Origin of the sequence: Phyllobacterium calauticae, from assembly GCF_019991125.1 — a bacterium.
GTDB lineage: Bacteria > Pseudomonadota > Alphaproteobacteria > Rhizobiales > Rhizobiaceae > Phyllobacterium > Phyllobacterium calauticae.
Genome location: NZ_JAGENB010000002.1, coordinates 770790 through 795740, shown reverse-complemented (window position 1 = coordinate 795740; position 24951 = coordinate 770790). Strand labels below are relative to the sequence as shown.

Sequence of the window (24951 nt, the reverse complement as noted above, 5' to 3'; positions counted from 1 at the left end):
AAAGTTCCGTGCTCGAGCCAGCAAAGTCAAAGGCTTAGCGGAAAAGCTATTTCCTGAGAAAACGGGTTTCCCAGGGGTTGGGAGCCCTAAAACGAAACTCAGAATGTGGTCATGAATCCCGCGTTCACAGTGCAACAAAGGGTGCTTCGGAAAGGGTATGGAGAGCGATCGCCGCGAGACGTGTGCGGTCACTGCGGCTTGGCGGTCCAGGCACCTATTTCGGATCGCCCGATCAGCGTGCCGCCGATACCGACCTCCGAAAGAATACGGTCCACGAGCGTGGGGGGATCGACCTGAGACGCTGCCACAATTCCGAGCCTCTCCATGGTCGGCAATAGTGTCTCCACGAGATCGGTAACAAGGTGCACAAGGTTTACTGCCCGTGGTCCCGATGAGATGGCCGCCTCCAACCTCAGGGTCGGCGGAGGTAACCCGGCATCTTCAAACAAAGAACCAAGTCGCGCACCTAGGCGCACTTGCGCCCCCGCCGCCTCAATTGTTCGGCTGAGCCACACGCATACTTCATCATATGTGGGCGACGGCGGCGACGAACGAGCGCCATCCCAGTCAAGTTCGTGGAATACGACGACCCCACCCGGCCGCAAATGCCGGACGATCCGTCGAAGCGACTGTGCCGGATCGGGCATGAACTGCAGAACATAGCGACCAACAATCGCATCGAATGGTTCGTCAAAATTCAGGTCAGCCGGATCGCCCTGTCTGAAAGAGATTCTGCAGGAACCGGCATTCTTGGCGCGTCGTTCTGCCCGCTCAACAGCGGCAAGAGCAAGGTCGGTACCCACAACTTCTCCAGTGGGCCCAACGAGTTCGCCGCAGAGAAGTGCAACATCGCCGGCCCCGCTGCCGATATCGAGGATGCGCATACCTTTTGCGATCCCGGCAGCCTCCAGAAAGCGACGCGTGATCGGATCGATCAACCGAGCCTGAGTACTGAGGCGGCGCAGTTCCGCCTCTGCATGTCCCAATGCGTAGTCGGTATCGCTCATCGAGACCTCCATCGTGCCGAATTCTAGCATGGATCGCGATGTCCGCCACGCCCACTCATTGCGCTTATTCATCGCTTCCGCCCCTTTTGGGGATTGGCAGACGTCGAGCGCCTCTATCTTTCCAAGCCATGTGCAAAGCTTCTCAAGGTCATCGTCGTTTTCTTCAGGTTCGGCATAGGTGAACTTGTCGGCTGTTGAAGAAATCCAGCGTAAGGCAGAGCAGATTGGGAGCGATTGTGTTAACCGCGCTCTTGTTGCTTGCCGAACTTGTCCTGATGATACGCGCACATGATCGGCGTCTAGTTGATGTGATTAAGCATGTCCAAAACGGGGCAAGTCGGAGACACGCTGCCCGAACATTGATCGACCGTTCGGGCGAGGATGCTTTCCAGTCTGCGGAGATCGGAAATCTTGGCTCGCACATCATCAAGATGGGCCGAGGTCAGTGTTTTGACTGTGGCGCAGGACGCCTCGCTCGGCTGCACCAGGGCGAGAAGTGCCTTGATATCTTTGATCCCAAAGCCGAGCTCACGTGCTCGTCGGATGAATGACAGCCGCCGCACATGCTCGGAACCATAGCTGCGATAGCCACCGGCCGTCCGTACAGGCTCAGGCATCAGGCCGATACGCTCGTAATAACGGACCGTTTCCAGATGGACGCCTGTTGCTCGTGCGATTTTGCCGATCGTCAGATCACGCATGGCCTCTGTTTCCTCTTGAGCCTGTAGTGGCTACAGGGTTCAGAATACACCTATCTTGCGAGGAAAGCAGCCATGACTGACGCTCACCTGCCTCAGGGAGGGAGTGGGAAGCGCGGTATGATCCAAGACTGGCGCATCCGATTACTCAAGCTGGGACAATCACTATGACACAGGTCATCTCGACCCTTACCTGCCCGCTTTGTGGACATCAATCCTCCGAGACAATGCCCACCGATGCTTGCCGATACTTCTACGAATGCACGGGCTGCGGAACGCTGCTCAAACCTAACGAGGGCGATTGCTGCGTCTTCTGCTCCTACGGTGATGTGCCCTGCCCGCCGATTCAAGAGATATGCAGGGCACAAAACACGGCACTTCGCCTATGAGGAATGCTGTTGATCGTGTTGGCACCGGCTGAGAGCGCCCGATATCGAACATGGATAAAAAGACTGTTTGTTTAATTTGGCAGTAACCTTTTTGCGTGCCGCGCGAACTTCCTATCAGACGAGCCGCGATGGCCCCGCTGGGCAAAAGCACATCGTCCACCGCCAACCCATAATCGGAGGAACAGAAATGTCCAATCGCATGCTATCCGCTCTGGTCGCCGGCGCGTTCGCTGCGGCCCTCAGTTCGTTTGCCGTCACATCTGCAAGCGCGGAGGAGATGAGGCCAATGAGCAAGGCTGACATGATGAAGATGCGTGACATGACCGCAAAAGAAGTCAAATCCGGCAAGATGGAAAAATGTTTTGGTGTGGCCCTCAAGGGCCACAATGACTGCTACGCCGGTGCTGGCACCACCTGCGCTGGAACGAGCACGACCGACTATCAAGGAAATGCTTTCAAGCTTGAGCCCAAGGGTACGTGTACAACCATGCATACACCGAAGGGTACCGGAAGTCTCACGCCGAAAGCTTGAAACAGGCTGAACCGGACGGGCATTTGCACCGCTCGTCCGGACAATCGGTTCCGACGAGGTCACCATGTACAATCAGTTGCCGTCCGCCACTCAAGCTTTGATTCCGCCGCGTGCCGGCGTCGGGCTCAAACCCGAGCATTACCACTTAATCGTTGAGACCGCTCCAGATATTGGCTTTTTCGAAGTCCATGCGGAAAACTATATGGGCGCAGGCGGTCCGCCGCACCGCTATCTCTCGGCCATCCGCGAACGCTATCCACTGTCCCTCCACGGCGTCGGTTTGTCGATCGGGGCAGACCGGCCGCTTGATCAAGATCACCTCAAACGCGTTAGGGAGCTGATTCAACGTTACCAACCCGGGCTGTTCTCTGAACATCTGGCATGGTCATCGCACGATGCAGGTTTTCTGAGCGATCTGCTGCCGGTGCCTTACACGGTCGAGGCACTCACCCGCGTTTGCGAACACATTGATGACGTTCAAGAGAACCTTCAGCAACAGATGTTGCTGGAGAACCCGTCAACCTATCTCGCCTTCGCCGAAAGCACCTATTCCGAGATCGACTTCATTGCCGAGATTGTCCGGCGAACAGGCTGCAGTCTCCTCCTTGATGTCAACAACGTGCACGTCGCGTCGACCAATCAGGAATGGGACCCCATCGCCTATATCAATGCTTATCCCCTCGCCCATGTGCGGGAAATCCATCTGGCAGGCTATGCGAAGGAGGCTGACGACAAGGGGCGGCCGCTTCTTATCGATACCCATGATCGTCCCGTCGACGAGATCGTCTGGGGTCTTTTCGAACACACGGTGAAACGTGTCGGTCCTTTACCCACGCTGATCGAATGGGACGCGGATATTCCTGCATGGACCATGCTCAAGGCAGAAGCTGAGCGCGCCGAGGCAATCATGTTCACCGGGCTGCCAACGGGATTTTACCATGCTGCGGCTGGCTGAACGGCAACAGGAATTCGCGGCCGCGTTGCTCGATCCCGAGCGGCCAGCCCCGTTCGGCCTTGTCGGGCCAGACGGCGAGCCGAGCGCGCGACGGTTCGCGGTCTATCGCAACAATGTCGCGGCTGGTCTGGTCGAGACGATACAGGCGACATTCCCAGCCATTTGCCGCATCGTTGGTCAGGCATTCTTTCAGGCGATGGCGCGCACCTACGTGATTGCCGAGCCGCCAGGCTCGCCAATCCTTCTCGACTATGGTGCCAGTTTCCCGGATTTTATAGGTGATTTTGCCCCGGCAGCAACGCTTCCCTATCTAAGCGACGTCGCCCGCATCGAGTACTTCTGGACGCAGGCATATCACGCAGCCGAAGCCTCGCCTCTCGATCCTTTGGTTCTCGCCGCAATAGCACCTGATGCTCTTCCAGAAATCTGTCTCCTTCCCCATCCTTCGGTGCATTTGGTCCGCTCGCAATTCCCGGCCTTTACGATCTGGCGGATGAACATTGCCGGCGGGGTTCCAGCGCCTGTCGACCTTGCGCTTGGTGAGGATGTACTCATCGTTCGACCGGCGGCCGAGGTCGAAGTCCGGTTGCTGGCAAGGGGCGGCTTGGACTTCCTGCAAGCACTTGCTGACGGGATGTCGGTGCTGGCTGCGCTGAAGATCGCAATGGCTGCCGACCACGGTTTTGATCTGACGGTCAACCTGGAAGAACTTATGAGGACCGGCGTCTTTATCGGCTACAGCCCCTCGACCAGTACGACATTGCAAAAATCGGCAGGACGATCATGACCGGGGTCAGCACGTCCTTCCACGGTTTCGATATCGGGCGGACCATCCGAAATATCACCAGGCGGCTCGTCCAAGTGGCCTTGATGACAGCACCGCCTATGCTTCGCATCGCGCTCGCCGTGCCCTTCTTTCGGTCCGGCCTTACCCGATGGGACGGCTTTCTTTCGCTTTCACCAAGTACGCTCTATCTCTTCGAGGAAGAGTTCCAACTTCATATTTTCGGCGGTCTCTATGGTTTTCCAGCGCCGGTGTTGATCGCACATCTGGTCGGGATCGCCGAGATCACATTCCCGATCCTGCTTGTGCTTGGCCTGGCAACGCGATTCAGCGCCCTCTGCCTCCTGATGATGACAGCCGTGATCCAACTCGTTGTACCGGATGGCTGGGCAACCTTTCATCTACCCTGGGCAGCCCTGGCGATCGCCCTCATTGCTCTTGGACCGGGCAAGATTTCGCTCGATCATCTGCTCGACCGGTTCAATCACGCGGGGAAAGCGCGAGGTGCCGGTTAATGTCTCCGCGCAGTCTCCGAAGCCCCGACAACCACATTGGTTCCACTCCAATAGTCGCGTCTTCATGTGGAGCGCAGCGATGACCGAGGAACCACGCAGCCACTTTCAGCCATTGAAAATCGTCGCCGGACGACAGCACGATGTGGGAAACAGCGATAACGGAATGCCTGATTTCAGCCACGCTGAGCCGAGTATCCCTGACCTCGATTGGACCATCCTCATGGCGCGCGCCCAGGATGGTGACGCATCTGCCTATCTTCGGCTGTTGCAGGCGATAACACCGTATCTTCGCTCACTTGCAGCCCGGCGACATCGCGATCAAAGCGACATTGAAGACGCCGTTCAGGATGTTTTGCTCACGGTGCATTCGATTCGCCATGCTTATGATCCCGCACGGCCATTTGGACCGTGGCTGGTCGCGATCGCCAATCGCCGTTTTATCGATCGGCTAAGGCGTCAGGGCCGCGTAAAGGCCAACGAGGTATCTCTTACTGCAGCGCACCAAGCCTTGGCCGAGCCCCGAGCAAACATGGACGTAAGGCCGGATCGACATAAATTGGAAAGTGCAATCGGCACTCTCGCCCCAACGCAACAGCAGGCCATCCGGCTGCTCAAGCTCAAGGAAATGTCGCTGAAAGAGGCCGCGATGGTAACGGGCATGTCCATCGCTTCGTTGAAGGTCGCCACGCATCGCGCTCTGAAAAACCTGCGCAAGAAGCTGGCCGATTGGAAGAACATATGATCAAGACTCCGGATCTCATCGCGACACTAGCATCAAACATGGCGCCGGTCCGGCGACTGCGGCCGCCGGCGATCCGTGCGGCCTGCTGGCTTTTGCTCGCCGCTGTGTTGCTTGCGTTGATTGCTGTCAGTCAAGGGATTCGGCCCGATCTCGTTCAACGTCTTCGGGACCCTATCTTTGCGGTCAGTATGGCAGCGTCCCTTTTGACCGGCATATCGGCTGCCATTGCTGCCTTTGAACTGAGCCTGCCGGACCGCTCCCGGCTCTGGCTGCTCCTTCCTTTGCCGGCCGTGGTGTTGTGGCTGTCGAATATTGGATACCAGTGTCTCGTCCGGTGGATCAGCATCAGTCCCGATGGCATCAGCCTTGGGGAAGCGGCCGATTGCTTCGCGACCCTGGTCCTGACCAGTTTGCCTTTGTCGCTGACAATGCTCGTGATGCTCCGCTACGCGGCTCCGCTCCGGCCAACAGTCACGACCTTGATGGGCAGTCTTGCCGTGGCTGCGATCACTGCGACAGCTTTGTCGCTGTTTCACGTCATCGATGCCACCATGATGATCCTGATGTGGAACCTGGGCACCGCGGTCCTGCTGATAGGGCTCGGCGGCCTGTTCGGTCGAAGAATGTTCCGATGGGTGGCTCCGCGCACCTTGTCACCACAGGATTGAACCCCGGAAGATGATGGAGATAATCATGAAAAGACGACTGTTTCTTATTTCCCTGCTCACGGCGTTATTGGCGACATGGGCCGCTGGATCCGTGGCGGGCGCAGTTGATCGAAAGTCCTACGATACAGCAAGCTTCAAAGCGGCGCAGCAAAGCGGTGCACGCATTCTCGTGGATATTTCGGCCACATGGTGCCCTACCTGCAAGGCCCAAAAGCCGATCATCGACAGGCTTGCAGAGCAGCCGGTGAACACGGACCTTGTGATTTTCGAGGTCGATTTCGACAGCCAGAAATCGGTCGTCCGCCAATTTCATGCGCAGAGCCAGAGCACCTTGATCGCGTTCCGAGGAAAGGTGGAGACCGCTCGGTCGGTCGGCGACACGAATCCGGGCTCAATAGAAGCTCTCATTCAGTCAACGGCAATGAAGTGAGGATAGTGCAATGGGAATTGGCAGCTCCTTGTTTGCGTTCCTGGCTGGTATCCTCTCAACATTGTCGCCTTGCGTTCTGCCACTCTTGCCGCTTGTCATTGGCGCAGCTGTCTTCCAGCACAAGTTGGGTCCGGTCGCGCTTGCTGCGGGCCTAGCCATCTCATTCGTTGGCATTGGGCTGTTTGTCGCAACGATCGGTTTCGCAATCGGGTTGGACACCGGAGCCTTTCAGGACTTTGCCGCCCTGCTCCTGTTGGCAGTCGGGTTGGTCCTCATGGTTCCCAAATTCCAGACTCAACTCGCCGTGTCAGGGGGCCCGATTAGCGGCTGGGCCGATCGCCGCTTTGGTGGATTTTCTGCAACCGGGTTAAAGGGGCAGTTCGCCCTTGGTCTGCTGCTCGGTGCGGTATGGACACCCTGCGTCGGTCCGACGCTTGGTGCTGCATCCGCGCTGGCGGCACAGGGTAAGGATCTCGGACAGGTGGCAAGCGTCATGACAGCCTTTGGTATCGGTGCGGCCCTGCCTTTGCTTCTTCTCGGAGTTGTCTCCCGGGATCGCATGCTCCGGTGGCGCAACCAGCTCCTGCACGCCGGTCAACGAGGGAAAGCCATATTGGGCGCTCTGCTCTTCGCCATCGGATTTCTTATCCTGAGTGGCTTGGACAAGAGGATGGAGACCCTGCTGGTCGAGGTATCACCTGTTTGGCTTACCCAACTTACAACCCATTTCTGACTGACGGACATTCCACTCTGTATCTTGGCCGAAGCTGAGGTGATATCGGTGGAACGCACTCACAGCGCCCCTCAGCGCGCGTACAGTGGATTGAATCCGGGCGTCCTCCGGGTAAAAAACGCATCTGAAAACGCGTATCGGGATGTTTCGCCTGAGCGGCAATGCCGCCGCCAAGAGCCGACATTTTGTGCAAAAAGACCAATGTTTCGGTGATGGCCTGGTTGGCGTGCACAATTGCAACGTGCCCGCTCAGCTGAGTTCTTGGGCAAGTCCGATGAGAAGTCCTTCAGGCCCACGGATGTAGCAGAGCCGATACGCGTCTTTGTACTGGACGACTTCGCCTGCAAGCCGCGCGCCGCGCTTGCGGAGCCGTTCAAGCGTGTCGTCGATATCGTCCACGGTGAACATGACGCGGAGGTAGCCTAGAGCGTTGACCGGAGCATTGCGATGATCCGCGATGACGGGCGGCGTGAGGAAGCGGGAAAGTTCGAGCCGGCTGTGGCCGTCCGGTGTGCGCATCATGGCAATCTCGACACGCTGATCCCCCAGTCCAGTGACACGTCCGGCCCATTCCCCTTCAATCGTGGCCCGACCTTCGAATTCGAGGCCGAGCTCGCGAAAGAAATCAATCGCCTCTTCGAGGTCTTCGACGACGATTCCTATGTTGTCCATTCGTTTGAGTGCCATGCGCGCAATCTACTGATAACTGCCCCCCTTATGCAAGCGCACACCGGATTATGCTGGCTTAATGGCTCACGTGGAAACGTACCTGGTTCATCCTGACGGAAGCCCGGCTCAGTTCCGCGTGGAAATCAACAGGAAAGATCAGAATTCGGCATTTGGATTGGATTTCCCCTCGCTTTGTCTTGTTGTATCTTTAACGGACCCCGGTCGTCATCCGCAATTCCGATCCGCTTGGCAGCAACAGCGATCACAGATTTCAAAATACGGCAGGTTCAAGTTGCGTTTTTCGTCTGAGTGTTCCGGCAATCAGGTGCACGCATACCGCAGCAAAGACAATCAGCGCGCCCATTATCGTGCTTGCACCGGGCGTTTCATTGAATGCGAGCCAAACCCAGAGCGGCGCTAGCGGAGCGTCCAACGATCCAATCAAGGCCGTCTCGATTGCCGGAAGATGCCGGGCACCCAGTGTGAACAGCGCAAGACCAATGGCTGAATTAACAACACCAAACAGAGCCAGGATCAAAAGCTCATGACTGGTAATGACAAGCGGATCACCGAGCGGCCAACACACCAAACCACTGAGCAAAGCCGACAGACAGGCGGCCGGCATGATCGGGATATTCTGATACCGCCGCGCGATAACCATCATGATGGCCATACAGACGGTAAGTCCAAATGCCAGGACGTCGCCGAACAGTCCGCCTTCCACGCCGAATCCCATCATCAGCGCCACACCGGCAAGGGCAAACAAACTTGCAATGATGGCGCTGCGTGTGGGTTGTTCATTCAGAACGAGCCAGCTCAAACCCGCGGCAACGAACGGAACCGTGGCGTAAATGACCGCGCCATGGGCGACGGTCGTGTGCCTGAGCGATGTGATGAAAAAGATCATTCCAAGGGCGGATACGGCCGCGAACATCCATCCCGGCAAACCCATCGTTCGAAACGCCAGCCAACTCTTTCGACCTTCCAACGCGAAAATCACCAATGCAATTGCAATCGCGCCGAAGATGCCGCGCCACGCCAGCATCGTCCAGCTATCCAGTTGAATAAGCCGTGTGAAAAACCCTGCCGTGCTCCAAGCCACCGCAGAGCCTGTAACAAACACCAGTCCCAGTCGATATCCCGCCGCACTCATCGATCCGCCTTTGATTGAACAGAAACAATATAGGCCCACTGCTGACATCCTGGTGTCAGGAAACAATGAGATTTGAAATTGGATTTCTCGTTGCCCAATATGGCTTCCTCTTGCTCCGTATCGATCACCGTCGTTCCGTTGGACAATAAGCGCATGATGCTGCACACATCACGCACACAAGCAATCATGCCGTGAACACCGGGGCCTTAAATGTTCTTCCTGATCTCCAAAGTGGCGGGCTACCTGGTCCTGCCGTCCAACATCATCGGGCTTCTCGGTATTTCGGGCATATTCGCCCTGATCCTAGGGTTTCGCAGGACAGGTCTGTCATTTCTCGTGATGTCAGTTGCGCTACTTGCAATCCTTGGCTGGTCTCCTGCAGGACCAGCAGCCCTACTGCTTCTTGAGAACCGCTTTCCACAACCCAGCATTACAGGCCCAGTTGCCGGCATCATCATGCTCGGAGGCGCTGTCGACACACACATAACAGCCGGACATCATAGCCCCGCTTTGAACGAGGCAGCCGAAAGGCTGACGGCAACGGCCGAACTCGCCCGGCTTCATCCTGATGCGCGTGTATTGCTGTCCGGCGGTGCCAATCATCTTGTCCACGACAACTCCCCGACGGAATCGCAGATTGCCAAAGATGTACTTGTCTCTATCGGTCTACCTGAAACCCGCATCAGCATTGAGGAGCTTTCGCGCAACACATGCGAAAACGGATCGGAAACCGCCGCGGCGTTTCAAGCCGAGCCAGGGGAACAGTGGCTGCTGGTGACTTCGGCGAGCCACATGCCACGGGCCGTTGCGTGTTTTCGTGCTGCCGGTATGAACATAACTCCCTATCCCGTGGATTATCGCACCCGCGGAAGTGCAGATTGGCTCAGACCCGTTTCGACCATTGCCACAGGTCTTGCCGCATCTGATCTTGCGATGCATGAATGGCTGGGGTTGTTTGTTTATCGTGTCCTTGGTTTGACCGAGGAGTTATTTCCGTCCCCTCGGAACCCGGTGTAGATCCGATCGCGGTCTCGATTGGCTGCGATAGAGGAACCTATGCTTCCGCGCCTGTTTTTCCTGGATTCAAGCTGATGGGGCCTTGAACGAATGTGCTTCGCGGGGCGGTTTTTCCAGATTATCCGATGTATGGCTCACTGGACGCTTTACGGAATTAAACGACTCTTGTCGCTTTGGCGGACACGAGTTAGATCAACCGCTCGATTGTTGATAATGGCTTCCATCGAAAAATAGCCCGTTACGGTCGCCAAATCGAAGTTTGTAATAAGTTTCTGATAAAAAGCGTCATAGCCCGACATCCCACGGGTTGCGACCTTGATCAAATAGTCCCAATCCCCGCCAATTCGGTAAAAATCGATAACCTCTGGCAACTGGTCGACGTGTTTGCGAAAATCATCAGACCATTCCTTGGAGTGGTGGCGCGTGCGGATCATGACAATCACGATCAGATCGAAACCAAGCACCTCCAGATTGATGTCAGCGTGTGCGCCTCGCACCATGCCGATAGCGTGAAGCCGTTGGAGCCTCCGCCAACAGGCATTTTGCGATAGCCCCACCTGATCGGCCAAATCACGTTGCGATGCGACCGCGTTTCGTTGAAGGCAAGTCAGAATTTTCAGATCAAAATCATCAATTTTCTCGGATTTATCGATCATTTTACCCGTATTATCTCCAAGTTGTCAAAAAATCGGTGAGGATTTGAAGAGTGAGGGGGAATATAATCTCTGTCAAATCCTATCTGGAGACCGACAGTGCAAGAGCCAGTCAATACTCGCCAATCAGCAGTCCCAATGGCAGTTCTCGCCAAATTCCGAAGTAGCCTCGATGTGGCCGATCCCGTCGTCATGCTACGCGAGGGTCTCATTGGTTCGCAGGCCAAAGTCGACGGGCCGTTCGGCTTGCAAGATCTCGTCTATGCCGATTACGTCGCTTCCGGACGGGCACTCAAACAGGTCGAGCATTTTATCCTCGAAGACGTGTTGCCCTATTATGCAAACAGCCATACCGAGGCCTCCTACTGCGGAGGCATGATGACACGCCTGCGCCGGGCTGCGCGCGCAGTGATCGCGGAATGCTGCGATGCAGACCACAACCACGCAGTCATCTTTGCAGGGTCCGGAGCAACTGCCGGCATCAATCGGCTTGTCAATTTGCTTGGTGTCTCCAAGGCAGTTGCGTCGGGCCAGCGGGTTTGCGTGATCATCGGACCTTATGAGCATCACTCAAATATTCTGCCATGGCGAGAAAGCGGCGCGCAGATCATAGAAATCGCCGAAGGTGTCGACGGCGGCCCGGATCCCGTGCTTCTGACAAAAGCGCTGGAGAGCGCCACGGCAGATCTGAAAGTCTGCTCTTTTTCGGCCGCGTCCAACGTGACAGGGATTATGACCGATGTCGCGGCAATCACGAAGATCGCCAAATCGGCAGGGGCAAAGATCGTCTGGGACTATGCCGGTGCCGGACCTTACCTGCCAATCTCGATGCGCCCCGAAACGGACGTCGAGATAGACGCGATTGTCATATCGCTGCATAAATTTATTGGCGGGCCGGGAGCAACAGGTATCCTGATTGTTCGTCACGATGCCGTTACCGCAAGCAAGCCCTCTTGGCCAGGTGGCGGCACCGTGAAATTCGTTTCGCCAACGGGCCATGATTACAGCGACAGCCTTGAAGCGCGCGAGGAAGCGGGCACGCCCAACGTCATCGGCGACATTCGAGCGGCACTTGCTTTTCTGGTCAAACAGGCGATCGGATTGGATGACATCAAGCGGCTCAACGATGCGCTGACGCAAAAGGCATTTGCGGCATGGCAGAACGTTCCAGAGATCGAACTGCTCGGCTCCTGCCTACTCCCACGTCTTCCGATATTCTCGTTCCGAATCAGAAACGCTAAAGGCGGGTATGTCCACCAGCAATTGATCACGCGGCTGCTGAGTGATCGGTTCGGCATCCAGGCCCGGGGAGGATGCGCCTGCGCGGGGCCCTATGTGCACCGATTGCTGTCGATTGATGCCGACACCTCGCAACGGATGCGGCTGGCGATCCTCAGTGGCAACGAGATCGAGAAGCCCGGATTTACCAGACTCAATCTGAGCGTTCTTTTATCAGATGAAAAAGTCTCCTTCATCCTGCAATCTGTCGCTCAGTTGGCGCGCGATGCTCCTTCATTTGAAGCGCTCTACACATTCGATCCGGCACGCGCGATTTTCTCGCCGCGTGTCCCGGATTTTCAGGACGCTGTCCATGCATAGGCCCGACGTTACCGCCTTCTTTGACCCGCGCACATTTTCGGTTCAGTACGTAGTCAGCGATCCGAAGACCAGGGCTTGCGCCATCATCGATCCGGTCCTCGACTTCGATGAGAAGTCGGGCACGACAGCGACATGCAATGCCGATCTGCTGCTCGACTTTGTCCGTGAGCAAGATCTGCATGTTCAGTGGATTCTCGATACCCATCCGCATGCCGACCACATGTCGGCTGCAGCCTATCTCAAAGGGATTACGGGTGCGCCAATCGCCATTGGCGCAAGAATTGTCGATGTCCAGAAGATCTGGTCGCAGATCTACAATTGGCCGGATTTGCGCATCGATGGAAGTCAGTGGGACCGGCTGTTCGTTGACGGCGACACCTTCTCCATCGGCAGCATCGCAGCCGGCGTCATGTTCTCGCCGGGCCACACGCTTGCATCGATAACCTATTCGATCGGCGACGCGGCGTTCGTGCACGATACGATTTTCATGCCCGACAGCGGCACAGCCCGTGCGGACTTTCCAGGCGGAAGCGCAGGCACGTTATGGGCGAGTATCCAGAAAATCCTCGCCCTGCCCGGAGACACGCGCATATTTGTCGGGCATGACTATCAGCCAGGTGGACGGCAACCCCTATGGGAAAGCACGGTCGACCGTCAGAAAGCTGAGAATATCCATCTCAAAGGCTCACCAAACAAAGAGGACTTTGTCTTGATGCGCGAGAACCGAGACCGGACGCTCCCAATGCCAAAACTCATCCTGCACGCCTTGCAGGTCAACATCAACGGCAGCCGACTTCCAGAGTTGGAAGAGAACGGCATACGCTATCTCAAGCTGCCGATGAATGCGTTTCAAGGCACACCATGGGGCTGACTGTCATGTCGTGCTCGCCGGCGGCACAGCTGATGAATTGTCCTATGCTGCAATCCACTATGAAGAGTTGTTAAGAACCCTTACGGCAAAGGTAACATCCACGAGCTCGAGGCATGGCTGCGTTGCGAGCGCTGCGCGGCCTCGCTCTCGGCAGAAAAGCATGACTCGTCGCCGGATCCGATCGGGGCGTGGATCGCGCCGCCATCATGGCCACACTCATCATGTCGGCGAAGCTTAACGACGTCGATCCGCAGGCTTGGCTTGCCGGTGTCCTGGCGCGTATCGCCGAAATCACCGTCACCAAACTGGAGCAATTGCTCCCATGGAAATGGCAGCCCGCCAAATCCCGCCGCTGTTGTCGACATGATGAATACTGTCTTCAATGGGCTGGGCCAGTATGGCGCGCCCGCATTGAAAGTAAATCCGGCGCGCGTTCTTCTCGCGCCATTGTCGATGGCGGGCGGCGACGCCCTACTCATGGAGTAGGGCCACCTGGCGCGCGCCGGTCACTTCACGGAAAAGTCGACCGCTTCCTTCATCGTGCCGTCAACGGCGATCTGCACCTGATAGGTGCCGACCGGCCAGCCGGCGTCCGGCTTGGAAAGCGAGGCGTCGATATGGTTTTCGATCTTGCCGATTTCGAAGCTGGCCTCGTCGATCTTGTAGTTCGCCGGCGCGACACCGCCCGAATCCACCGAAATCCAGCTCACGGTTAGCTTTGATCCCGAGGCCACCTCGTCGGTCAGGTCGGCGGAGAGAAAGATCTTGGCCGTATCCGGCGCAAATGTCGCCTGGGTCTCGTTCGCGTCCTTGCTTGCGGACAGCACGATGTTTTCGAACCCTTCGGCCTGCGCGTGCACAGCGAACGCTCCAACCGCCACCAAGGCAGCTGCCCCCATCATCATCGACCGAATGCGCATGTTTTTCCCTTTGGACTGAAACCGCGGCCCACGTCCGACTCATGTGGTGCGTGCCCGTGACCGCCACAGTAGAATGCGAGGGCAGGGTTTGTCCATGGAGCCACAGCGGCATGATCTGCCTTTCGACGTGATCCTCCATATCTGTCGTCAGGGTGTCAAACGGCTTGCAAAACTGCCCTCAGATCTACACATAAAGATGCACAATGCTGGTCTTACCTCTCTTGAAGTGTTGGGATCCACCAGAGTGACCAGCATGGGGCCGACCGATACTGACTTCTTGGAAGCTTTGGGACTCTCTGTCTCGCTTCGGCATCGAGCAGTTGCAGGAACTCATCACAATCCATCGCGATCAGAGCGATTGATCATTATTCCCGGTGAAGCCAAAACCTCTGCGGTGTTCAGCGGGTGGCTACGTACTCCCTCACCCAATAGGGATCGCTAGCGATGAACGGTAACGGTTTTCCTTTGTAAATCCATGACGAGCGCTGCGGCCACGTATCCCCGTCCCGCCCTGGCCCTGTGTTCCCCCAAACCACCGATGATGGGCTGATTGCAACGACTGTATTGATGCGGTGATCATGGATTGCCGTCAGCAACGCAGCTTCGGCCCCCTTGGACGTCCCGACGACGGCGATTTGTCGGCACCCCTCTACCACAAGTCTATCCACTGCCAGGATGAATGTCTGCAGGTCAATTTCGCACAAGCCCAGAGGTTGACCATCACCACCGAAATATCGGACTGCCACGGATGTCACGCCTTTGGCAGCAATCGGGACTTCGTCGAAGCGTGTCATTTACTCCTCCAGCCTCTCAACATACCTAGTCGCCGCGTTGGTTCGAGACGAGCGCTACATCAATCTCTTCCTGTATGCAGCTTAGAGATGGGAATGTCGTAATGCCGTGCCTTGACGTTCGCTTTGGCAACACATCAGTTTTACCCTCGTAAGAACATTGTCGCAGGAAATCGAGAAAAACCGCACTTACTTCAGGGGATGGGAAAGTGTGAAAGTCAAAAGTATTGGCGATGGGCACACCGAGCAGGTAGTCAAAACCTGCAAGCACACATTTGGTCGCCTCGTCTGATGATAGGGAGCCACTGGTGGGATCAACCAGAACGAAACCGCCTTGCGACCAGCCGTACTCTTCGTATCGCCTATCAAAAACGCGCACGCAAACCGTCGCGGCGCAACAGCTGGGTCGAGGAACGAAGGGAGCGCAGACTACGGGAGCAGGCTGCCACAGATCTATTCTCCGTCGCCGGGCAGAGCTGCGATATCGAGGTCTCCGCCCTGCCCGTCGACGAGCCTCGGCATCTGTCAGGATGACATTTTAACTTTGCACAACAAGCGACATTTCAACCTTGCTGTCACATGTTTCGGACCAGTTGATCGGCAGAACATTTACCGGCGCATATATGGGCAGCCACAACGTAAAATGCGGTAGCGGGGAGCGCGCCATCTGTTCTTTCAAATGACCAAAATCGCATGTTCGGGCTGGTGAGGCCCGACAGTAATGGCCGAGCGGGACACGTCGAGTGTTGCCGTAGTATCGGGTTAACACCTGCCTTCTCGCCTTACGGCCTATCCTTGCCGCCTCATCCATCAGCAAGGGAGGATATGCGATGGCGAAGATCCTGATGATCACCGGCGATTTCACCGAGGACTATGAAACCATGGTCCCGTTCCAGACGCTGCTTGCAACCGGCCACAGCGTTGATGCGGTTTGCCCCGGCAAGAAGGCCGGCGATACGGTCAAGACCGCGATTCATGACTTCGAGGGTGACCAGACCTATTCGGAAAAACCCGGCCACAATTTCGCACTGAACGCGGATTTTGATGCCGTCGACCCCGCACGTTATGATGCGCTGGTCGTTCCCGGCGGTCGCGCGCCGGAATATCTGCGCATGAACCCGGACGTCATCAAGATGGTGCAGCACTTCTTCGAAGCCCGGAAACCCGTTGCCGCCATCTGCCATGGTGCGCAATTGCTCGCCGCTGCCGGCGTTCTGAAGGGGCGGATCTGCTCGGCCTATCCTGCCTGCGCGTACGAAGTGACGGCATCAGGCGGCACCTTTGCCGATATTCCGGTGACAGAGGCCGTCACTGATGGCAATCTAGTGACAGCACCTGCATGGCCTGCCCATCCGGCGTGGCTGAAGCAGTTTCTGGCGATCCTCTGACATTCAGAAGACGGGAGGTCCTTACGATGTGCGAGCTCTTCATCAAGGCCGATGCCAGTCAGTGGCAGAGCCGTACGCACAGCCTGCGCATTGACGGGGTCGCCACCTCGATCCGGATCGAAAACCATTTCTGGGATACGCTCACCGAGATCGGCCAGCGCGACGGTATGACCGTCGCGCAACTCATCACGAGGCTCTGGCATGAGGCGATGGATGCTGACCACGACCTCGGCAACTTCACATCGTTCCTGCGTGTATGCTGTGCGCGTTACCATGCCCTGATTGCCGCTGGCGAAATCTCACAAGACCTCAACATCCCAATTGCGGACCACGCCGCCCGTGAAATCCTTGCCCGTGAAACGGCCCGGCGCAATACCATCATGAATTGAACTCCTTACGACACGCTTGCCGATTGCGTCATGGGGCTGGTAGCGCCGCAGCCAAGAGCAGGAAATGCGCGCGTACAGCTTGTCACCAACTGTCTTAAATCACTGACCTCGGTCAGCGGGGAGCCAGTTCCTGCCTAAATGATTTGAACTGGCGGGAGGCGGCCAAACAGCCAATGCTTCTTGCTCGGCATTCGTCATCCCCTTCGTGATCCAGACCGTTATAGTCGAATGCACCACGCCGGCGGGTGCCTATATCATTCGCCCGCAGGGTGCTGAGCAGGTTCGCAATACTCAATCAGCAATTCGGTGAGGACCCGTATCTTCCGTGCGGGATGCTGACCTGGCGGGCGAATGACATAGGCACCTGCCGGAGGCGGCGGATAATGCGTCATGACCGGCACGAGCGCGCCGGAGGCAATGTAGTCATGGGTAAGGCAATCGGGCAGGTAAGCGATCCCGAGTCCCGCCGCCGCGGCGGCGACCAGAGCAGTGCCGTTGTCGGCCTTAAAGCGCCCCTGCGGACGAACCGTGACGATCTTGTCGCCATCCATGAGCTGCCAGGCTTCGGTGCCCTGCATGAGGGCCTCGTGGGCGACGAGTTCCTCCGGCGTTTCGGGCGACCCATGCACCTTGATATAGTCAGGGCTCGCGACGAACTTCCCATGGATCGGTCCGACGCGTCTTGCGATCAAGTTGGAGTCCTGAAGATAGCCAACCCGTATCGCACAATCGTAACCCTCTGTGATGAGATCGACGAAGCGATCGCTGTAGCAGGTGTGGATTTGGAGCTGGGGATGGCGTCGCGCCATTTCCGCAAGGATGGGAGCAAAATGGGTCGATCCGAAAGAATGCGGCACAGCAACCCGCAAGCGACCGCGAAGGTCACCGGCGGGTAGGACCGCTTCCTTGGCCGCGTCGACCTCGGCGCACACTCTTGCTGCATAGTCTCGGAACGTGGCCCCGGCTTCCGTGAGAGCAGCCCCGCGGGTGGTTCGCGCAAGAAGCTGGACGCCAAGTTCCGCTTCAAGCCGGAAGAGCCGACGACTGACAATCGACTTGGAGACGCCGAGACGGAGCGCAGCGGGCGAAACGCCCCCAGCGTCAGCAACTTCGACGAATGTCTCTAGCTCTTCGATATCCAATTCAGCGTTCCCCATTTCGCGACACAGCTTACCATAAAAGGACACTACCGCATCGCGTCCGGGAACGGCAATGTCCCTTTCAGGCAACGTCGCCGCTGGCGCATGTCTTCCCGCAAACCAACCTCACCAACAACGGCAGCATAAGGAAGCAATAATGACCTTTCGTAACGGCCTTGATTCTCTTCTACGTCCCGAAGATTCCGTACTCGTTCTTATCGACCACCAGCCCTACCAGCTCGCCAATCTGAACAGCCACGACCCGCAGGCCGTGGTGAACAACACGACCGCCCTGGCGAAGTCCGCCAAGGCCTTTGGCGTCCCCACCATCCTGACCAGCGTGATCGCGGCGCGAGGCGGTTTGATCTTTCCGCACATCACTGACGTGTTCCCCGGCCAGGAGGTGATTGACCGCACCTTCATCAACACCTGGGAGGATCGGAAGGTCGTCGATGCGGTCAAGGCGACGGGCCGCAAGCAACTGATCATCGCCGGCCTGTGGACCGAGATCTGTGTTGCGATGCCGACTATCCAGGCGCTGGGCGAAGGCTGGGATGTGACGGTGGTCACGGATGCGTCGGGCGGCACTTCGGTTGAGGCCCACGAGGTGGCAATCCAGCGCATGCTCCGCGCGGGAGCGAACATGATGACCTGGTTGGCGGTGGCCTCGGAGTGGCAACGTGACTGGGCCAGGACGGAGCACGCCGCAGAGCTGACCGAAGTTCTCAAGCAGCACGCCGGCGGCAGCGGCATCGCCTATCTGTGGGAGCAGCAGCTGCTCAACACGCCAGTGCCGCGCACCGCCGGCTGATTTGGGCGGGGGTGACGAAAGGCTTGAGCGATCCAGCGCCAAAACGCTGACTGCTTATCGAACTGCGTCATCCCCGTTCCACAACACAGCTGCCCATGCCTGACTGCAGGGCGACCGGCACGATCTGGGACGTGCTCCAGAATGAGGTGCCGGGAACGGCATTCACTGCCTCGCCTCTTGCCCGGGCGTTGCGTTCCTGAAATGCAGTAGGCTTCACAGCCGCACTTTCAAACTGTACGAACTGGTCAGCATTTGCATGGGCGGTAAAAAGATGCCCGGCGAGACAAAGGCAAGCCGGACAGACAACCTTTTTGAGCAGCCTCAACGGGTCTCTCCGCCATTATTGGGGTCCTTCACCGAAGTGGAACATAACATGGAAACGATCGAAATAACCACGCGAAGCGATTTTGCCCTTTGGGCCATCGAGCGTGCCCAGGAGATTGTCAGGGCCGAGGGATCCGCGCTGGCATTGGCCGCACGTGATATGGACGAGGCTGGAATTAAAGAATGTGGGACCGCATTGGGCAAGGCGATTGCCGATGCGATGCTCGAAGTGTTCGACGGCCTGGTGCCCGGGTAGGCTGGCGCGGACCGCTTTGCCAATGAAACCCTCAGGTCACTCAGTTCAACTTGAACTCACCATCGACATGACGCCACTCACTGGGGCCAATAAGGCGTTGATGGCAGTAGCGAACGGAATGCAGCGGGCCATCCAGTTTTCTTTGCCAGAAGTCCAGGAATTTCCTCATCTCGGGAAATTCCGGAGCAAGATCGTAGTCCTGCCAGATATAGGTCTGCAGAACGGATTGAAAATGGGGAATGCGGTATAGAATATGAGCAGTTGTGATACCGTAGCCCTTCAGCTGGCGTTCCATCTCTGACGAAAAGTGCATCGCAATCTCCGTTGTTCTCACATTGGAAATATGGTGCCGCACTTGTTTGCCGACTTCAATGGCAAATCAATGGAATTCACATAATAATCATTAGAATACAATATATTAGCAGCGATCGACGGTGATTGCTAATTTCCGGAGAATGCCACCTGTTGTGCCTATCCGGTTGAATGGCAATTCACTTGTCAAATCTCCATGCCAGGGCCAAGTCTTCACCCTGCCGGGTATCAGGGAGATTGTTGCCAGCCACGGCTTACCTGAAAGGCAAGGCTCTCTCGGTGGCAGCGGCTATATCGAGGCTCAGGTCTGGGATGCCCAACCAATCCGGTCATTCCTTGGCAGCCCATAACAGATCGCGCTCCCACCTGTCTCTATCGTGAGCTGACGCATGCGATTGGGCACCAAGCGGCTGACTTTCAGGACTTGCTGCGATCGAAAAAGTCTGGCTGCAATTTCCCAGATTTCAATAAATATTGGAGCGTGTATGCCACGGAAAGGGCATCATCGAGTGCATCGTGTCCCTGCAACGGGGGATGTTTCACACGATAGTAATCGGCGAGCCTGTTGCTGGGCGTCTTGGCCAAATCCTCAATTGGCATCCCAGCCGCAATCAGCAGCTTTACCGCATTATCGAACCGGCCAGCCGGAATGGGTGGCTGAATGCCGGCGACATAGCAACTGATGGCAACCATGTTCAGCTCATCCTTCCCCCACGACCAGAATTGCGCACCATTTGAGAAGTGATCGACGCCTGCCAGTGCGTCCTGCAGCGATACGCCCTCCGCTTCCATGGTTTCATCGGTGATCCCCGTCAGCTTGGTGAAAAACGGATCGAGTGCATACCTGTTGCCAAATCGGTCGACTGGCAGAACGTGAGATCGGTACGTATCCAAAAGAGGGAAATCTCCCTCCAGCCCGAGTTTCACCGCCCCGATTTGTGCAATAACCGGATCAGGATCATCAGCCGCACACCAGAATCGACGCTGGGACCCTTCGCGGCAAAGAAATTCGCAATCGAAAATGATGGCAGTCCGCATGGTTAGCGCTTCCCGGTTAAAGCGGATGATTGACTACGATTGTCGCGGCGGCTGACAACATCCCATTCATCTCCTTGCAGCCGCCGTGGGCATTGGCCGTGTCTCAAAACCGGTACGTCAAGCCCCGAACTGGCCCGGACAACCGCGTATCATAGACATGGCCGCCACGCTCGTAATCGATATCAAGCACTTTGTAGCCTGCCAAGGCCTATGGTGAGTGTCACATTGTTGGAGATGTGCCAGAAACGCCCCCACACATTGATAAAACGGCAACGGCAAATCTGTTCAAGGCCCCCTTCACGCTTACAGTGTATTCTTGTGGATGCGCCCGTCCTTCATGATGAGCTGCATCGTCCGCTCAGGATCGGCGATCAAGGCGATGTCTTTGAGCGGATCGCCGTTGACCACCAGAATATCGGCATAGGCACCAGGCTCGATCCGGCCGAGCTTTCCCGGATAGGGATTGCGCGGTCCGGAAAGACCTGCGAGCTCGGCGTTGCCGCTGGTCAGAAGCCGCAACACGTCGGCGTTATCATACCAGCGGGCGAACTTGGCGAGCTGCTTGCCCTGCGTGGCGGTGCCCTTCGGGTTGAACAAAATGTCGGTGCCAAGCGCCATCCGTACGTCGTGCTTGCGTCCCAGTTCGATCGCCCGGGCCGTTCCGTCTGCGATCTTTTGTTGCTGCGCGCGCTGTTCGGGCGACGCGTAGGTGTTGGCATCCTCATCGGCAAGAAAGGGCTGGATGCTCCACCATGCGCCCGCATCCGCAATGCGCCTGACGGTGTCCTCGTCGGCAAGTTGGCCGTGCTCGATGGATTTGACGCCGCATGCGAGGGCGCGCTGAACGGCGGCGGACGTGTAAGCGTGGATGCACACATAGGTGCCCCAGTCCGTCGCCGCAGACACTGCCGCCTTCATCTCGGCTTCGGTATATTGGAGCGCATCAATCGGGTCGTAGGCAGACGCAACGCCGCCGCCCATGATCTTGATCTGGCTGGCGCCCAGCATGAGTTGCTCGCGCACCCGGCGCAGCACTTCCGCTTCTCCGTCGGCGATAGCCGAAATGCCCGCCTGCTCGGCCACGCTGAGATCGCTTTGCGCCGTTCGCGGCAGATCCGTGCGCATGCGAAAGTCGCCGTGCCCGGACGTCTGCGAGATCATGGCGCCGGAAGGATAGATACGCGGTCCCGCAATGCGTCCCTCGTCGATGGCGCGTTTCAGGGCGAATGAAGGACCGCCCACGTCCCGGACCGTGGTGAAGCCACGCAGCACTGTGCGCTCTGCCTCTTGTGCGGCGACAAGGTGGACGTAGGGGATATCGGCGGTCATTGCCGCAATCTGTGAAATGCCCGCCAGGATGGAATGCCAGTGCGCGTCGATCATGCCCGGCATCAGCGTCCGTCCGCCGCAGTCAACGACGTCGGCATCGGCAACCGTGTCTGCGGACGCGACCAGAGCCTTGATGAATTTACCTTCGACCAGAACACTTTGACCTTGGGCAAGCTTGCCGCTTGTCCCGTCGAAAATATTCACATTGCTGAGCAGGATCGGTTTGGCGGGACTCTGCGCGAAGCCAGGGCTGACCATTCCAAGCACAGGAGCGGCAAGGCTCGCTGCGACACCTTTCAGAACGGAGCGGCGCGACAGTCCCTTGTCGACGCGTGCAAATAGCTGCTGAGCTCGCAGGCTGTGGCAGGCGCAGCCCCCCTCATGGCTCAGGTGCTGGTATTTCTGGCCCAGCCAAAACAGCAAGCGATACACTCCCGCCAGTTCCCTGGCTCAAGCCGGTCGATGATCGATAAAGCAGTTAAGCCGATTTGACTTCCTCTAACAAGGAGACCTTTCAGTATTTGGTGGCAAAATACCACCCAATCCCCGCCGCTGACGAAATCAAAAGCGTCGGGATCATTCCAAGCTTGAGGCGGAAGATGGCAACGACGGAAGCAAGCGTTAGCAGCAACGATGGCACATTGATTGAATGCGCCACGGGAACATCCAGATTGATGCCATATGCCTGCCAGTGGATGATTTCGCTGAACAGAAGGTGAAGCGCAAACCAGATTGCCAGGTTCATGATCACACCAACAACTGCCGCCGTGATTGCTGACATGGCTCCCGTCAGCGCTTTGTTGTTGCGCAAGCCTTCGATGAAGGGGGCTCCAAGAAATATCCAGAGAAAGCACGGAACAAAGGTCACCCAGGTCGTCAGGATCGACGCCAGTGTGGCAGCGGTCAGCGGAGACAGCACACCCGGATCACGAAATGCGCCGATGAAACCGACAAATTGCACAACCTGTATTAAAGGCCCCGGCGTGGTTTCAGCCATACCAAGGCCGTCGAGCATTTCGCCCGGCTTGAGCCAGCCGTAATTCTGAACAGCTTCCTGTGCCACATAGGACAGCACCGCATAAGCGCCGCCGAAGGTCACCATCGCCATCTTGCTGAAAAAGATACCGATCTGGCTGAACACATTATCCGGCCCGAGGATCAGTAAAAGGGCTGCAACAGGGATGAGCCACAGGAGCAGGAAGGCGGCCGATATCTTCAACGACCAGAGAAGGTTTGGACGCGCGTGGGCCGGCGTCTCCTCGCCAAGGGCAGAATCCCGATCAGCAAGTCCGGGACCCGAACGTCCATGTCCGCCGCCCACCCGAAACAACGGCGATCCTGCATGCCCGCCGAAATATCCAATGATTGCAGCGGTCAGAATGATGAGCGGGAACGGCACACGGAATGCAAATATTGCCAAGAACGCCGCGACGGCAATAAGCACCATCACCCTATTCTTGAGCGCTCGCCTGCCGATCCTTGCGACCGCCTGCAACACGACGGCCAGGACAGCTGCCTTCAGGCCGGAGAACAATCCCTCGATGACACCGACATTGCCAAAGATGACATAGATGTAGCTTAGGGCAAGTATCGACAGGAAACCCGGCAGCACAAATAGAATGCCTGCGACAAGGCCGCCCCTGGTCTTGTGCAGAAGCCATCCGATGTAGATGGCAAGCTGATGGGCTTCAGGCCCGGGCAACAGCATGCAATAATTGAGCGCATGCAGAAACCGGCCCTCGCCGATCCATCGTTTCTCATCGACAAGGATGCGGTGCATCACCGCTATCTGCCCGGCTGGCCCGCCAAAGCTCAATGCGGCAATACGCGCCCAGACACGGACTGCTTCAGCAAAGGAAATATCGTGGTTCCCGGAGGTTGCCGAAGCAACCTCCCTTTCAGCGCCGACAATCTGCACCATCTCACGCTCCCGGCCTTCTGTTGGGCCAGTTATGTGTTTCGTCGGTGGCATCCCGGCACCATCGGTAAAACGCGTCGTAGAGTATCATGCCGGCTTCAAGCTGCTCCAGATCGTCGGAGTACATGCGCGACAGACCAAGTGATGCTGCCAGCAGCCCCGGTGCTTCCGGTGCAAGATCGGGACAGGCCGTATCGGCACCCCGCACAATGGCCGCCAGCCGCGACAGCGGTTCGGCGTTCAATCCGAATTCTTGGAGCATGACATCGAAGGTGCACAGCGCGCCACGATGGCTCCAGAAGACATTCTCGATGTCGAAGGGTGCCGCGTTGAATCGGTCGGCAACCGCGTCCACTTCCGCGGGCGTGACAAACAGGAAGACTGCATCCGGATCAACGAAACGCCGGATCAGCCAGGGACAGGCAATCCTGTCCACCTTCGGCCGTGCCCGCGTCACCCATGCCGTCCGTCCCTTCGGGTCGAGAACAGGCAATTTTGCCACGGGAACGAGAGGAAGCCCGGCATTGCTCCAGGCTTCATGGCCGCCGACCAGATTTTCCGCGGCGACACCATGATACCGCAACAGGGCGGCGGTGCCCTCGCTCAGTTTCTTGCCCTGCTGGCAGATGATGATTGACCGTTTGCCCTCAAGCTCATTTGCCCAGGTGCCGACGTTCCCATGGGATCGCCGGCGCGCGCCGGGGATCAATCGCGGGTCAAGGTCAAAGTCCTCATCGATCCGCACGTCAATGAGAACCGGGCTGCCGGGTGTTCCGATCAGCCGTGCCAATTTATCGTGTGTAATGGTTGTGGTCGAAGACATGTCGCGTCCTTCCGTCAAATCGGGTTTATTGGACGCGATACTTGGGCTGACGCCTCGTGGGGAGATCGCAATCCCCATGCATATTAAATTGGCACGAA

The 24951-nt window shown here is 57.3% G+C and carries 29 protein-coding genes and 3 pseudogenes; 18 read left to right on the top strand and 14 right to left on the bottom strand.

What is annotated here, in order from left to right:
• Window positions 1–188: 188 nt before the first annotated feature.
• The 3 genes and pseudogenes from J1W56_RS09790 to J1W56_RS09785 all read right to left on the bottom strand — a co-directional run bounded on the left by J1W56_RS09790 (window position 189) and on the right by J1W56_RS09785 (window position 1708).
• Entirely contained in the window at window positions 189–1007 is an 819-nt protein-coding gene (locus J1W56_RS09790; protein ID WP_223613091.1) for a class I SAM-dependent methyltransferase, read from the bottom strand.
• Window positions 1008–1082: 75 nt separating this feature from the next.
• Window positions 1083–1295: pseudogene (locus J1W56_RS26135) on the bottom strand (Chromate resistance protein ChrB); the annotation flags it as partial.
• Between the two features lie 11 nt (window positions 1296–1306).
• Window positions 1307–1708, bottom strand: coding sequence for a MerR family transcriptional regulator (locus J1W56_RS09785; protein WP_223613090.1), 402 nt, complete (start codon window positions 1706–1708; stop codon window positions 1307–1309).
• A 164-nt stretch (window positions 1709–1872) separates the two neighbouring features.
• Between J1W56_RS09785 and J1W56_RS09780 the strand changes: the two genes are divergently transcribed.
• The 9 genes from J1W56_RS09780 (at window position 1873) to J1W56_RS09740 (ending at window position 7453) form a co-directional block, all read left to right on the top strand.
• Window positions 1873–2094, top strand: a complete 222-nt coding sequence (locus J1W56_RS09780) for a GDCCVxC domain-containing (seleno)protein (RefSeq protein ID WP_223613089.1) — start codon at window positions 1873–1875, stop codon at window positions 2092–2094.
• Window positions 2095–2281: 187 nt separating this feature from the next.
• Window positions 2282–2626, top strand: a complete 345-nt coding sequence (locus J1W56_RS09775; protein WP_223613088.1) for a BufA1 family periplasmic bufferin-type metallophore — start codon at window positions 2282–2284, stop codon at window positions 2624–2626.
• 64 nt (window positions 2627–2690) lie between these two features.
• Window positions 2691–3581: an MNIO family bufferin maturase gene (bufB, locus tag J1W56_RS09770; protein ID WP_223613087.1), complete on the top strand. Its 891-nt coding sequence runs from the start codon at window positions 2691–2693 to the stop codon at window positions 3579–3581.
• Window positions 3565–4368: an HvfC/BufC N-terminal domain-containing protein gene (locus J1W56_RS09765; RefSeq protein ID WP_223613086.1), complete on the top strand. Its 804-nt coding sequence runs from the start codon at window positions 3565–3567 to the stop codon at window positions 4366–4368. The genes bufB and J1W56_RS09765 overlap by 17 nt, the downstream gene beginning before the upstream one ends.
• A gap of 83 nt (window positions 4369–4451) precedes the next feature.
• Window positions 4452–4880 (top strand): DoxX family protein, encoded by a 429-nt coding sequence (locus J1W56_RS09760; RefSeq protein ID WP_223613085.1) that lies wholly within the window; start codon window positions 4452–4454, stop codon window positions 4878–4880.
• A 79-nt stretch (window positions 4881–4959) separates the two neighbouring features.
• A complete protein-coding gene (locus J1W56_RS09755; RefSeq protein ID WP_319025533.1) occupies window positions 4960–5622 on the top strand; it encodes a sigma-70 family RNA polymerase sigma factor in 663 nt (220 codons plus the stop codon).
• Window positions 5619–6290: an NrsF family protein gene (locus J1W56_RS09750; RefSeq protein ID WP_223613084.1), complete on the top strand. Its 672-nt coding sequence runs from the start codon at window positions 5619–5621 to the stop codon at window positions 6288–6290. The genes J1W56_RS09755 and J1W56_RS09750 overlap by 4 nt, the downstream gene beginning before the upstream one ends.
• A 25-nt stretch (window positions 6291–6315) precedes the next feature.
• The gene (locus tag J1W56_RS09745; protein WP_223613083.1) at window positions 6316–6720 is read left to right on the top strand and encodes a thioredoxin family protein; all 405 of its coding nucleotides are present in this window, start codon (window positions 6316–6318) and stop codon (window positions 6718–6720) included.
• Between the two features lie 10 nt (window positions 6721–6730).
• Window positions 6731–7453 (top strand): cytochrome c biogenesis CcdA family protein, encoded by a 723-nt coding sequence (locus J1W56_RS09740; protein ID WP_223613082.1) that lies wholly within the window; start codon window positions 6731–6733, stop codon window positions 7451–7453.
• 249 nt (window positions 7454–7702) lie between these two features.
• On the opposite strand, the gene J1W56_RS09735 is transcribed toward J1W56_RS09740, so the two are convergent.
• Entirely contained in the window at window positions 7703–8140 is a 438-nt protein-coding gene (locus J1W56_RS09735; RefSeq protein ID WP_223613081.1) for a VOC family protein, read from the bottom strand.
• Window positions 8141–8393: 253 nt separating this feature from the next.
• Window positions 8394–9275, bottom strand: a complete 882-nt coding sequence (locus J1W56_RS09730; RefSeq protein ID WP_223613080.1) for a DMT family transporter — start codon at window positions 9273–9275, stop codon at window positions 8394–8396.
• A 210-nt stretch (window positions 9276–9485) separates the two neighbouring features.
• Between J1W56_RS09730 and J1W56_RS09725 the strand changes: the two genes are divergently transcribed.
• Window positions 9486–10292, top strand: coding sequence for a YdcF family protein (locus tag J1W56_RS09725; RefSeq protein ID WP_223613079.1), 807 nt, complete (start codon window positions 9486–9488; stop codon window positions 10290–10292).
• A 146-nt stretch (window positions 10293–10438) separates the two neighbouring features.
• Here J1W56_RS09725 and J1W56_RS09720 read toward each other — a convergent pair whose 3' ends face one another.
• Window positions 10439–10948 (bottom strand): Lrp/AsnC family transcriptional regulator, encoded by a 510-nt coding sequence (locus J1W56_RS09720; RefSeq protein ID WP_223613078.1) that lies wholly within the window; start codon window positions 10946–10948, stop codon window positions 10439–10441.
• A 135-nt stretch (window positions 10949–11083) separates the two neighbouring features.
• Between J1W56_RS09720 and J1W56_RS09715 the strand changes: the two genes are divergently transcribed.
• The 4 genes and pseudogenes from J1W56_RS09715 (at window position 11084) to J1W56_RS25965 (ending at window position 13901) form a co-directional block, all read left to right on the top strand.
• The gene (locus tag J1W56_RS09715; RefSeq protein ID WP_223613077.1) at window positions 11084–12544 is read left to right on the top strand and encodes an aminotransferase class V-fold PLP-dependent enzyme; all 1461 of its coding nucleotides are present in this window, start codon (window positions 11084–11086) and stop codon (window positions 12542–12544) included.
• Window positions 12537–13415, top strand: a complete 879-nt coding sequence (locus J1W56_RS09710; protein ID WP_223613076.1) for an MBL fold metallo-hydrolase — start codon at window positions 12537–12539, stop codon at window positions 13413–13415. Before J1W56_RS09715 ends, J1W56_RS09710 begins: the two co-directional genes overlap by 8 nt.
• A 116-nt stretch (window positions 13416–13531) precedes the next feature.
• A pseudogene (locus J1W56_RS09705) lies at window positions 13532–13762 on the top strand (transposase domain-containing protein); the annotation flags it as partial.
• 16 nt (window positions 13763–13778) lie between these two features.
• Window positions 13779–13901 (top strand): hypothetical protein, encoded by a 123-nt coding sequence (locus J1W56_RS25965; RefSeq protein WP_264319127.1) that lies wholly within the window; start codon window positions 13779–13781, stop codon window positions 13899–13901.
• A 20-nt stretch (window positions 13902–13921) separates the two neighbouring features.
• On the opposite strand, the gene J1W56_RS09700 is transcribed toward J1W56_RS25965, so the two are convergent.
• Window positions 13922–14335, bottom strand: a complete 414-nt coding sequence (locus J1W56_RS09700; RefSeq protein WP_223613075.1) for a hypothetical protein — start codon at window positions 14333–14335, stop codon at window positions 13922–13924.
• A gap of 413 nt (window positions 14336–14748) precedes the next feature.
• A pseudogene (locus J1W56_RS09695) lies at window positions 14749–15102 on the bottom strand (acyl-CoA thioesterase); the annotation flags it as partial.
• Window positions 15103–15956: 854 nt separating this feature from the next.
• On the opposite strand from J1W56_RS09695, the gene J1W56_RS09690 reads away from it, so the two are divergent.
• Both J1W56_RS09690 and J1W56_RS09685 read left to right on the top strand, forming a co-directional pair.
• Window positions 15957–16514 carry a DJ-1/PfpI family protein gene (locus tag J1W56_RS09690; protein ID WP_223613074.1) on the top strand — a complete coding sequence of 186 codons (558 nt, stop codon included), beginning with the start codon at window positions 15957–15959 and terminating at the stop codon, window positions 16512–16514.
• A gap of 26 nt (window positions 16515–16540) precedes the next feature.
• Window positions 16541–16903 (top strand): ribbon-helix-helix domain-containing protein, encoded by a 363-nt coding sequence (locus J1W56_RS09685; RefSeq protein WP_223613073.1) that lies wholly within the window; start codon window positions 16541–16543, stop codon window positions 16901–16903.
• Window positions 16904–17157: 254 nt separating this feature from the next.
• On the opposite strand, the gene J1W56_RS09680 is transcribed toward J1W56_RS09685, so the two are convergent.
• Window positions 17158–18045 (bottom strand): LysR family transcriptional regulator, encoded by an 888-nt coding sequence (locus J1W56_RS09680; protein ID WP_223613072.1) that lies wholly within the window; start codon window positions 18043–18045, stop codon window positions 17158–17160.
• A gap of 154 nt (window positions 18046–18199) precedes the next feature.
• Between J1W56_RS09680 and J1W56_RS09675 the strand changes: the two genes are divergently transcribed.
• A complete protein-coding gene (locus tag J1W56_RS09675; protein ID WP_223613071.1) occupies window positions 18200–18853 on the top strand; it encodes a hydrolase in 654 nt (217 codons plus the stop codon).
• 373 nt (window positions 18854–19226) lie between these two features.
• The gene (locus J1W56_RS09670) at window positions 19227–19433 is read left to right on the top strand and encodes a hypothetical protein (RefSeq protein WP_223613070.1); all 207 of its coding nucleotides are present in this window, start codon (window positions 19227–19229) and stop codon (window positions 19431–19433) included.
• A 40-nt stretch (window positions 19434–19473) separates the two neighbouring features.
• On the opposite strand, the gene J1W56_RS09665 is transcribed toward J1W56_RS09670, so the two are convergent.
• From J1W56_RS09665 to J1W56_RS09645, 5 genes are all read right to left on the bottom strand, one after another.
• The gene (locus J1W56_RS09665) at window positions 19474–19746 is read right to left on the bottom strand and encodes an usg protein (RefSeq protein ID WP_223613069.1); all 273 of its coding nucleotides are present in this window, start codon (window positions 19744–19746) and stop codon (window positions 19474–19476) included.
• A 416-nt stretch (window positions 19747–20162) separates the two neighbouring features.
• Window positions 20163–20783 carry a 3'-5' exonuclease gene (locus J1W56_RS09660; protein WP_223613068.1) on the bottom strand — a complete coding sequence of 207 codons (621 nt, stop codon included), beginning with the start codon at window positions 20781–20783 and terminating at the stop codon, window positions 20163–20165.
• A gap of 303 nt (window positions 20784–21086) precedes the next feature.
• Window positions 21087–22535: a metal-dependent hydrolase family protein gene (locus tag J1W56_RS09655; protein ID WP_319025532.1), complete on the bottom strand. Its 1449-nt coding sequence runs from the start codon at window positions 22533–22535 to the stop codon at window positions 21087–21089.
• A 91-nt stretch (window positions 22536–22626) separates the two neighbouring features.
• Window positions 22627–24033: a chromate efflux transporter gene (gene chrA / locus J1W56_RS09650; protein ID WP_223613067.1), complete on the bottom strand. Its 1407-nt coding sequence runs from the start codon at window positions 24031–24033 to the stop codon at window positions 22627–22629.
• Between the two features lies 1 nt (window position 24034).
• The gene (locus J1W56_RS09645; RefSeq protein WP_223613066.1) at window positions 24035–24853 is read right to left on the bottom strand and encodes a chromate resistance protein ChrB domain-containing protein; all 819 of its coding nucleotides are present in this window, start codon (window positions 24851–24853) and stop codon (window positions 24035–24037) included.
• Between the last annotated feature and the right edge of the window lie 98 nt (window positions 24854–24951).

What these genes read in the sequence shown, in the direction of transcription:
- J1W56_RS09750 (WP_223613084.1), top strand. Translation starts at nt 5,619, where the DNA reads ATGATCAAGACTCCGGATCTCATCGCGACACTAGCATCAAACATGGCG.
- J1W56_RS09760 (WP_223613085.1), top strand. Translation starts at nt 4,452, where the DNA reads ATGACAGCACCGCCTATGCTTCGCATCGCGCTCGCCGTGCCCTTCTTT.
- J1W56_RS09715 (WP_223613077.1), top strand. Translation starts at nt 11,084, where the DNA reads ATGGCAGTTCTCGCCAAATTCCGAAGTAGCCTCGATGTGGCCGATCCC.
- J1W56_RS09780 (WP_223613089.1), top strand. Translation starts at nt 1,873, where the DNA reads ATGACACAGGTCATCTCGACCCTTACCTGCCCGCTTTGTGGACATCAA.
- J1W56_RS09645 (WP_223613066.1), bottom strand. Translation starts at nt 24,853, where the DNA reads ATGTCTTCGACCACAACCATTACACACGATAAATTGGCACGGCTGATC.
- J1W56_RS09765 (WP_223613086.1), top strand. Translation starts at nt 3,565, where the DNA reads ATGCTGCGGCTGGCTGAACGGCAACAGGAATTCGCGGCCGCGTTGCTC.
- J1W56_RS09745 (WP_223613083.1), top strand. Translation starts at nt 6,316, where the DNA reads ATGAAAAGACGACTGTTTCTTATTTCCCTGCTCACGGCGTTATTGGCG.
- J1W56_RS09735 (WP_223613081.1), bottom strand. Translation starts at nt 8,140, where the DNA reads ATGGCACTCAAACGAATGGACAACATAGGAATCGTCGTCGAAGACCTC.
- J1W56_RS25965 (WP_264319127.1), top strand. Translation starts at nt 13,779, where the DNA reads ATGATGAATACTGTCTTCAATGGGCTGGGCCAGTATGGCGCGCCCGCA.
- J1W56_RS09690 (WP_223613074.1), top strand. Translation starts at nt 15,957, where the DNA reads ATGGCGAAGATCCTGATGATCACCGGCGATTTCACCGAGGACTATGAA.
- J1W56_RS09675 (WP_223613071.1), top strand. Translation starts at nt 18,200, where the DNA reads ATGACCTTTCGTAACGGCCTTGATTCTCTTCTACGTCCCGAAGATTCC.
- bufB (WP_223613087.1), top strand. Translation starts at nt 2,691, where the DNA reads ATGTACAATCAGTTGCCGTCCGCCACTCAAGCTTTGATTCCGCCGCGT.
- J1W56_RS09775 (WP_223613088.1), top strand. Translation starts at nt 2,282, where the DNA reads ATGTCCAATCGCATGCTATCCGCTCTGGTCGCCGGCGCGTTCGCTGCG.
- J1W56_RS09685 (WP_223613073.1), top strand. Translation starts at nt 16,541, where the DNA reads ATGTGCGAGCTCTTCATCAAGGCCGATGCCAGTCAGTGGCAGAGCCGT.
- J1W56_RS09740 (WP_223613082.1), top strand. Translation starts at nt 6,731, where the DNA reads ATGGGAATTGGCAGCTCCTTGTTTGCGTTCCTGGCTGGTATCCTCTCA.
- J1W56_RS09720 (WP_223613078.1), bottom strand. Translation starts at nt 10,948, where the DNA reads ATGATCGATAAATCCGAGAAAATTGATGATTTTGATCTGAAAATTCTG.
- J1W56_RS09660 (WP_223613068.1), bottom strand. Translation starts at nt 20,783, where the DNA reads ATGCGGACTGCCATCATTTTCGATTGCGAATTTCTTTGCCGCGAAGGG.
- J1W56_RS09665 (WP_223613069.1), bottom strand. Translation starts at nt 19,746, where the DNA reads ATGCACTTTTCGTCAGAGATGGAACGCCAGCTGAAGGGCTACGGTATC.
- chrA (WP_223613067.1), bottom strand. Translation starts at nt 24,033, where the DNA reads ATGGTGCAGATTGTCGGCGCTGAAAGGGAGGTTGCTTCGGCAACCTCC.
- J1W56_RS09790 (WP_223613091.1), bottom strand. Translation starts at nt 1,007, where the DNA reads ATGAGCGATACCGACTACGCATTGGGACATGCAGAGGCGGAACTGCGC.
- J1W56_RS09730 (WP_223613080.1), bottom strand. Translation starts at nt 9,275, where the DNA reads ATGAGTGCGGCGGGATATCGACTGGGACTGGTGTTTGTTACAGGCTCT.
- J1W56_RS09725 (WP_223613079.1), top strand. Translation starts at nt 9,486, where the DNA reads ATGTTCTTCCTGATCTCCAAAGTGGCGGGCTACCTGGTCCTGCCGTCC.
- J1W56_RS09670 (WP_223613070.1), top strand. Translation starts at nt 19,227, where the DNA reads ATGGAAACGATCGAAATAACCACGCGAAGCGATTTTGCCCTTTGGGCC.
- J1W56_RS09700 (WP_223613075.1), bottom strand. Translation starts at nt 14,335, where the DNA reads ATGCGCATTCGGTCGATGATGATGGGGGCAGCTGCCTTGGTGGCGGTT.
- J1W56_RS09755 (WP_319025533.1), top strand. Translation starts at nt 4,960, where the DNA reads ATGACCGAGGAACCACGCAGCCACTTTCAGCCATTGAAAATCGTCGCC.
- J1W56_RS09710 (WP_223613076.1), top strand. Translation starts at nt 12,537, where the DNA reads ATGCATAGGCCCGACGTTACCGCCTTCTTTGACCCGCGCACATTTTCG.
- J1W56_RS09785 (WP_223613090.1), bottom strand. Translation starts at nt 1,708, where the DNA reads ATGCGTGATCTGACGATCGGCAAAATCGCACGAGCAACAGGCGTCCAT.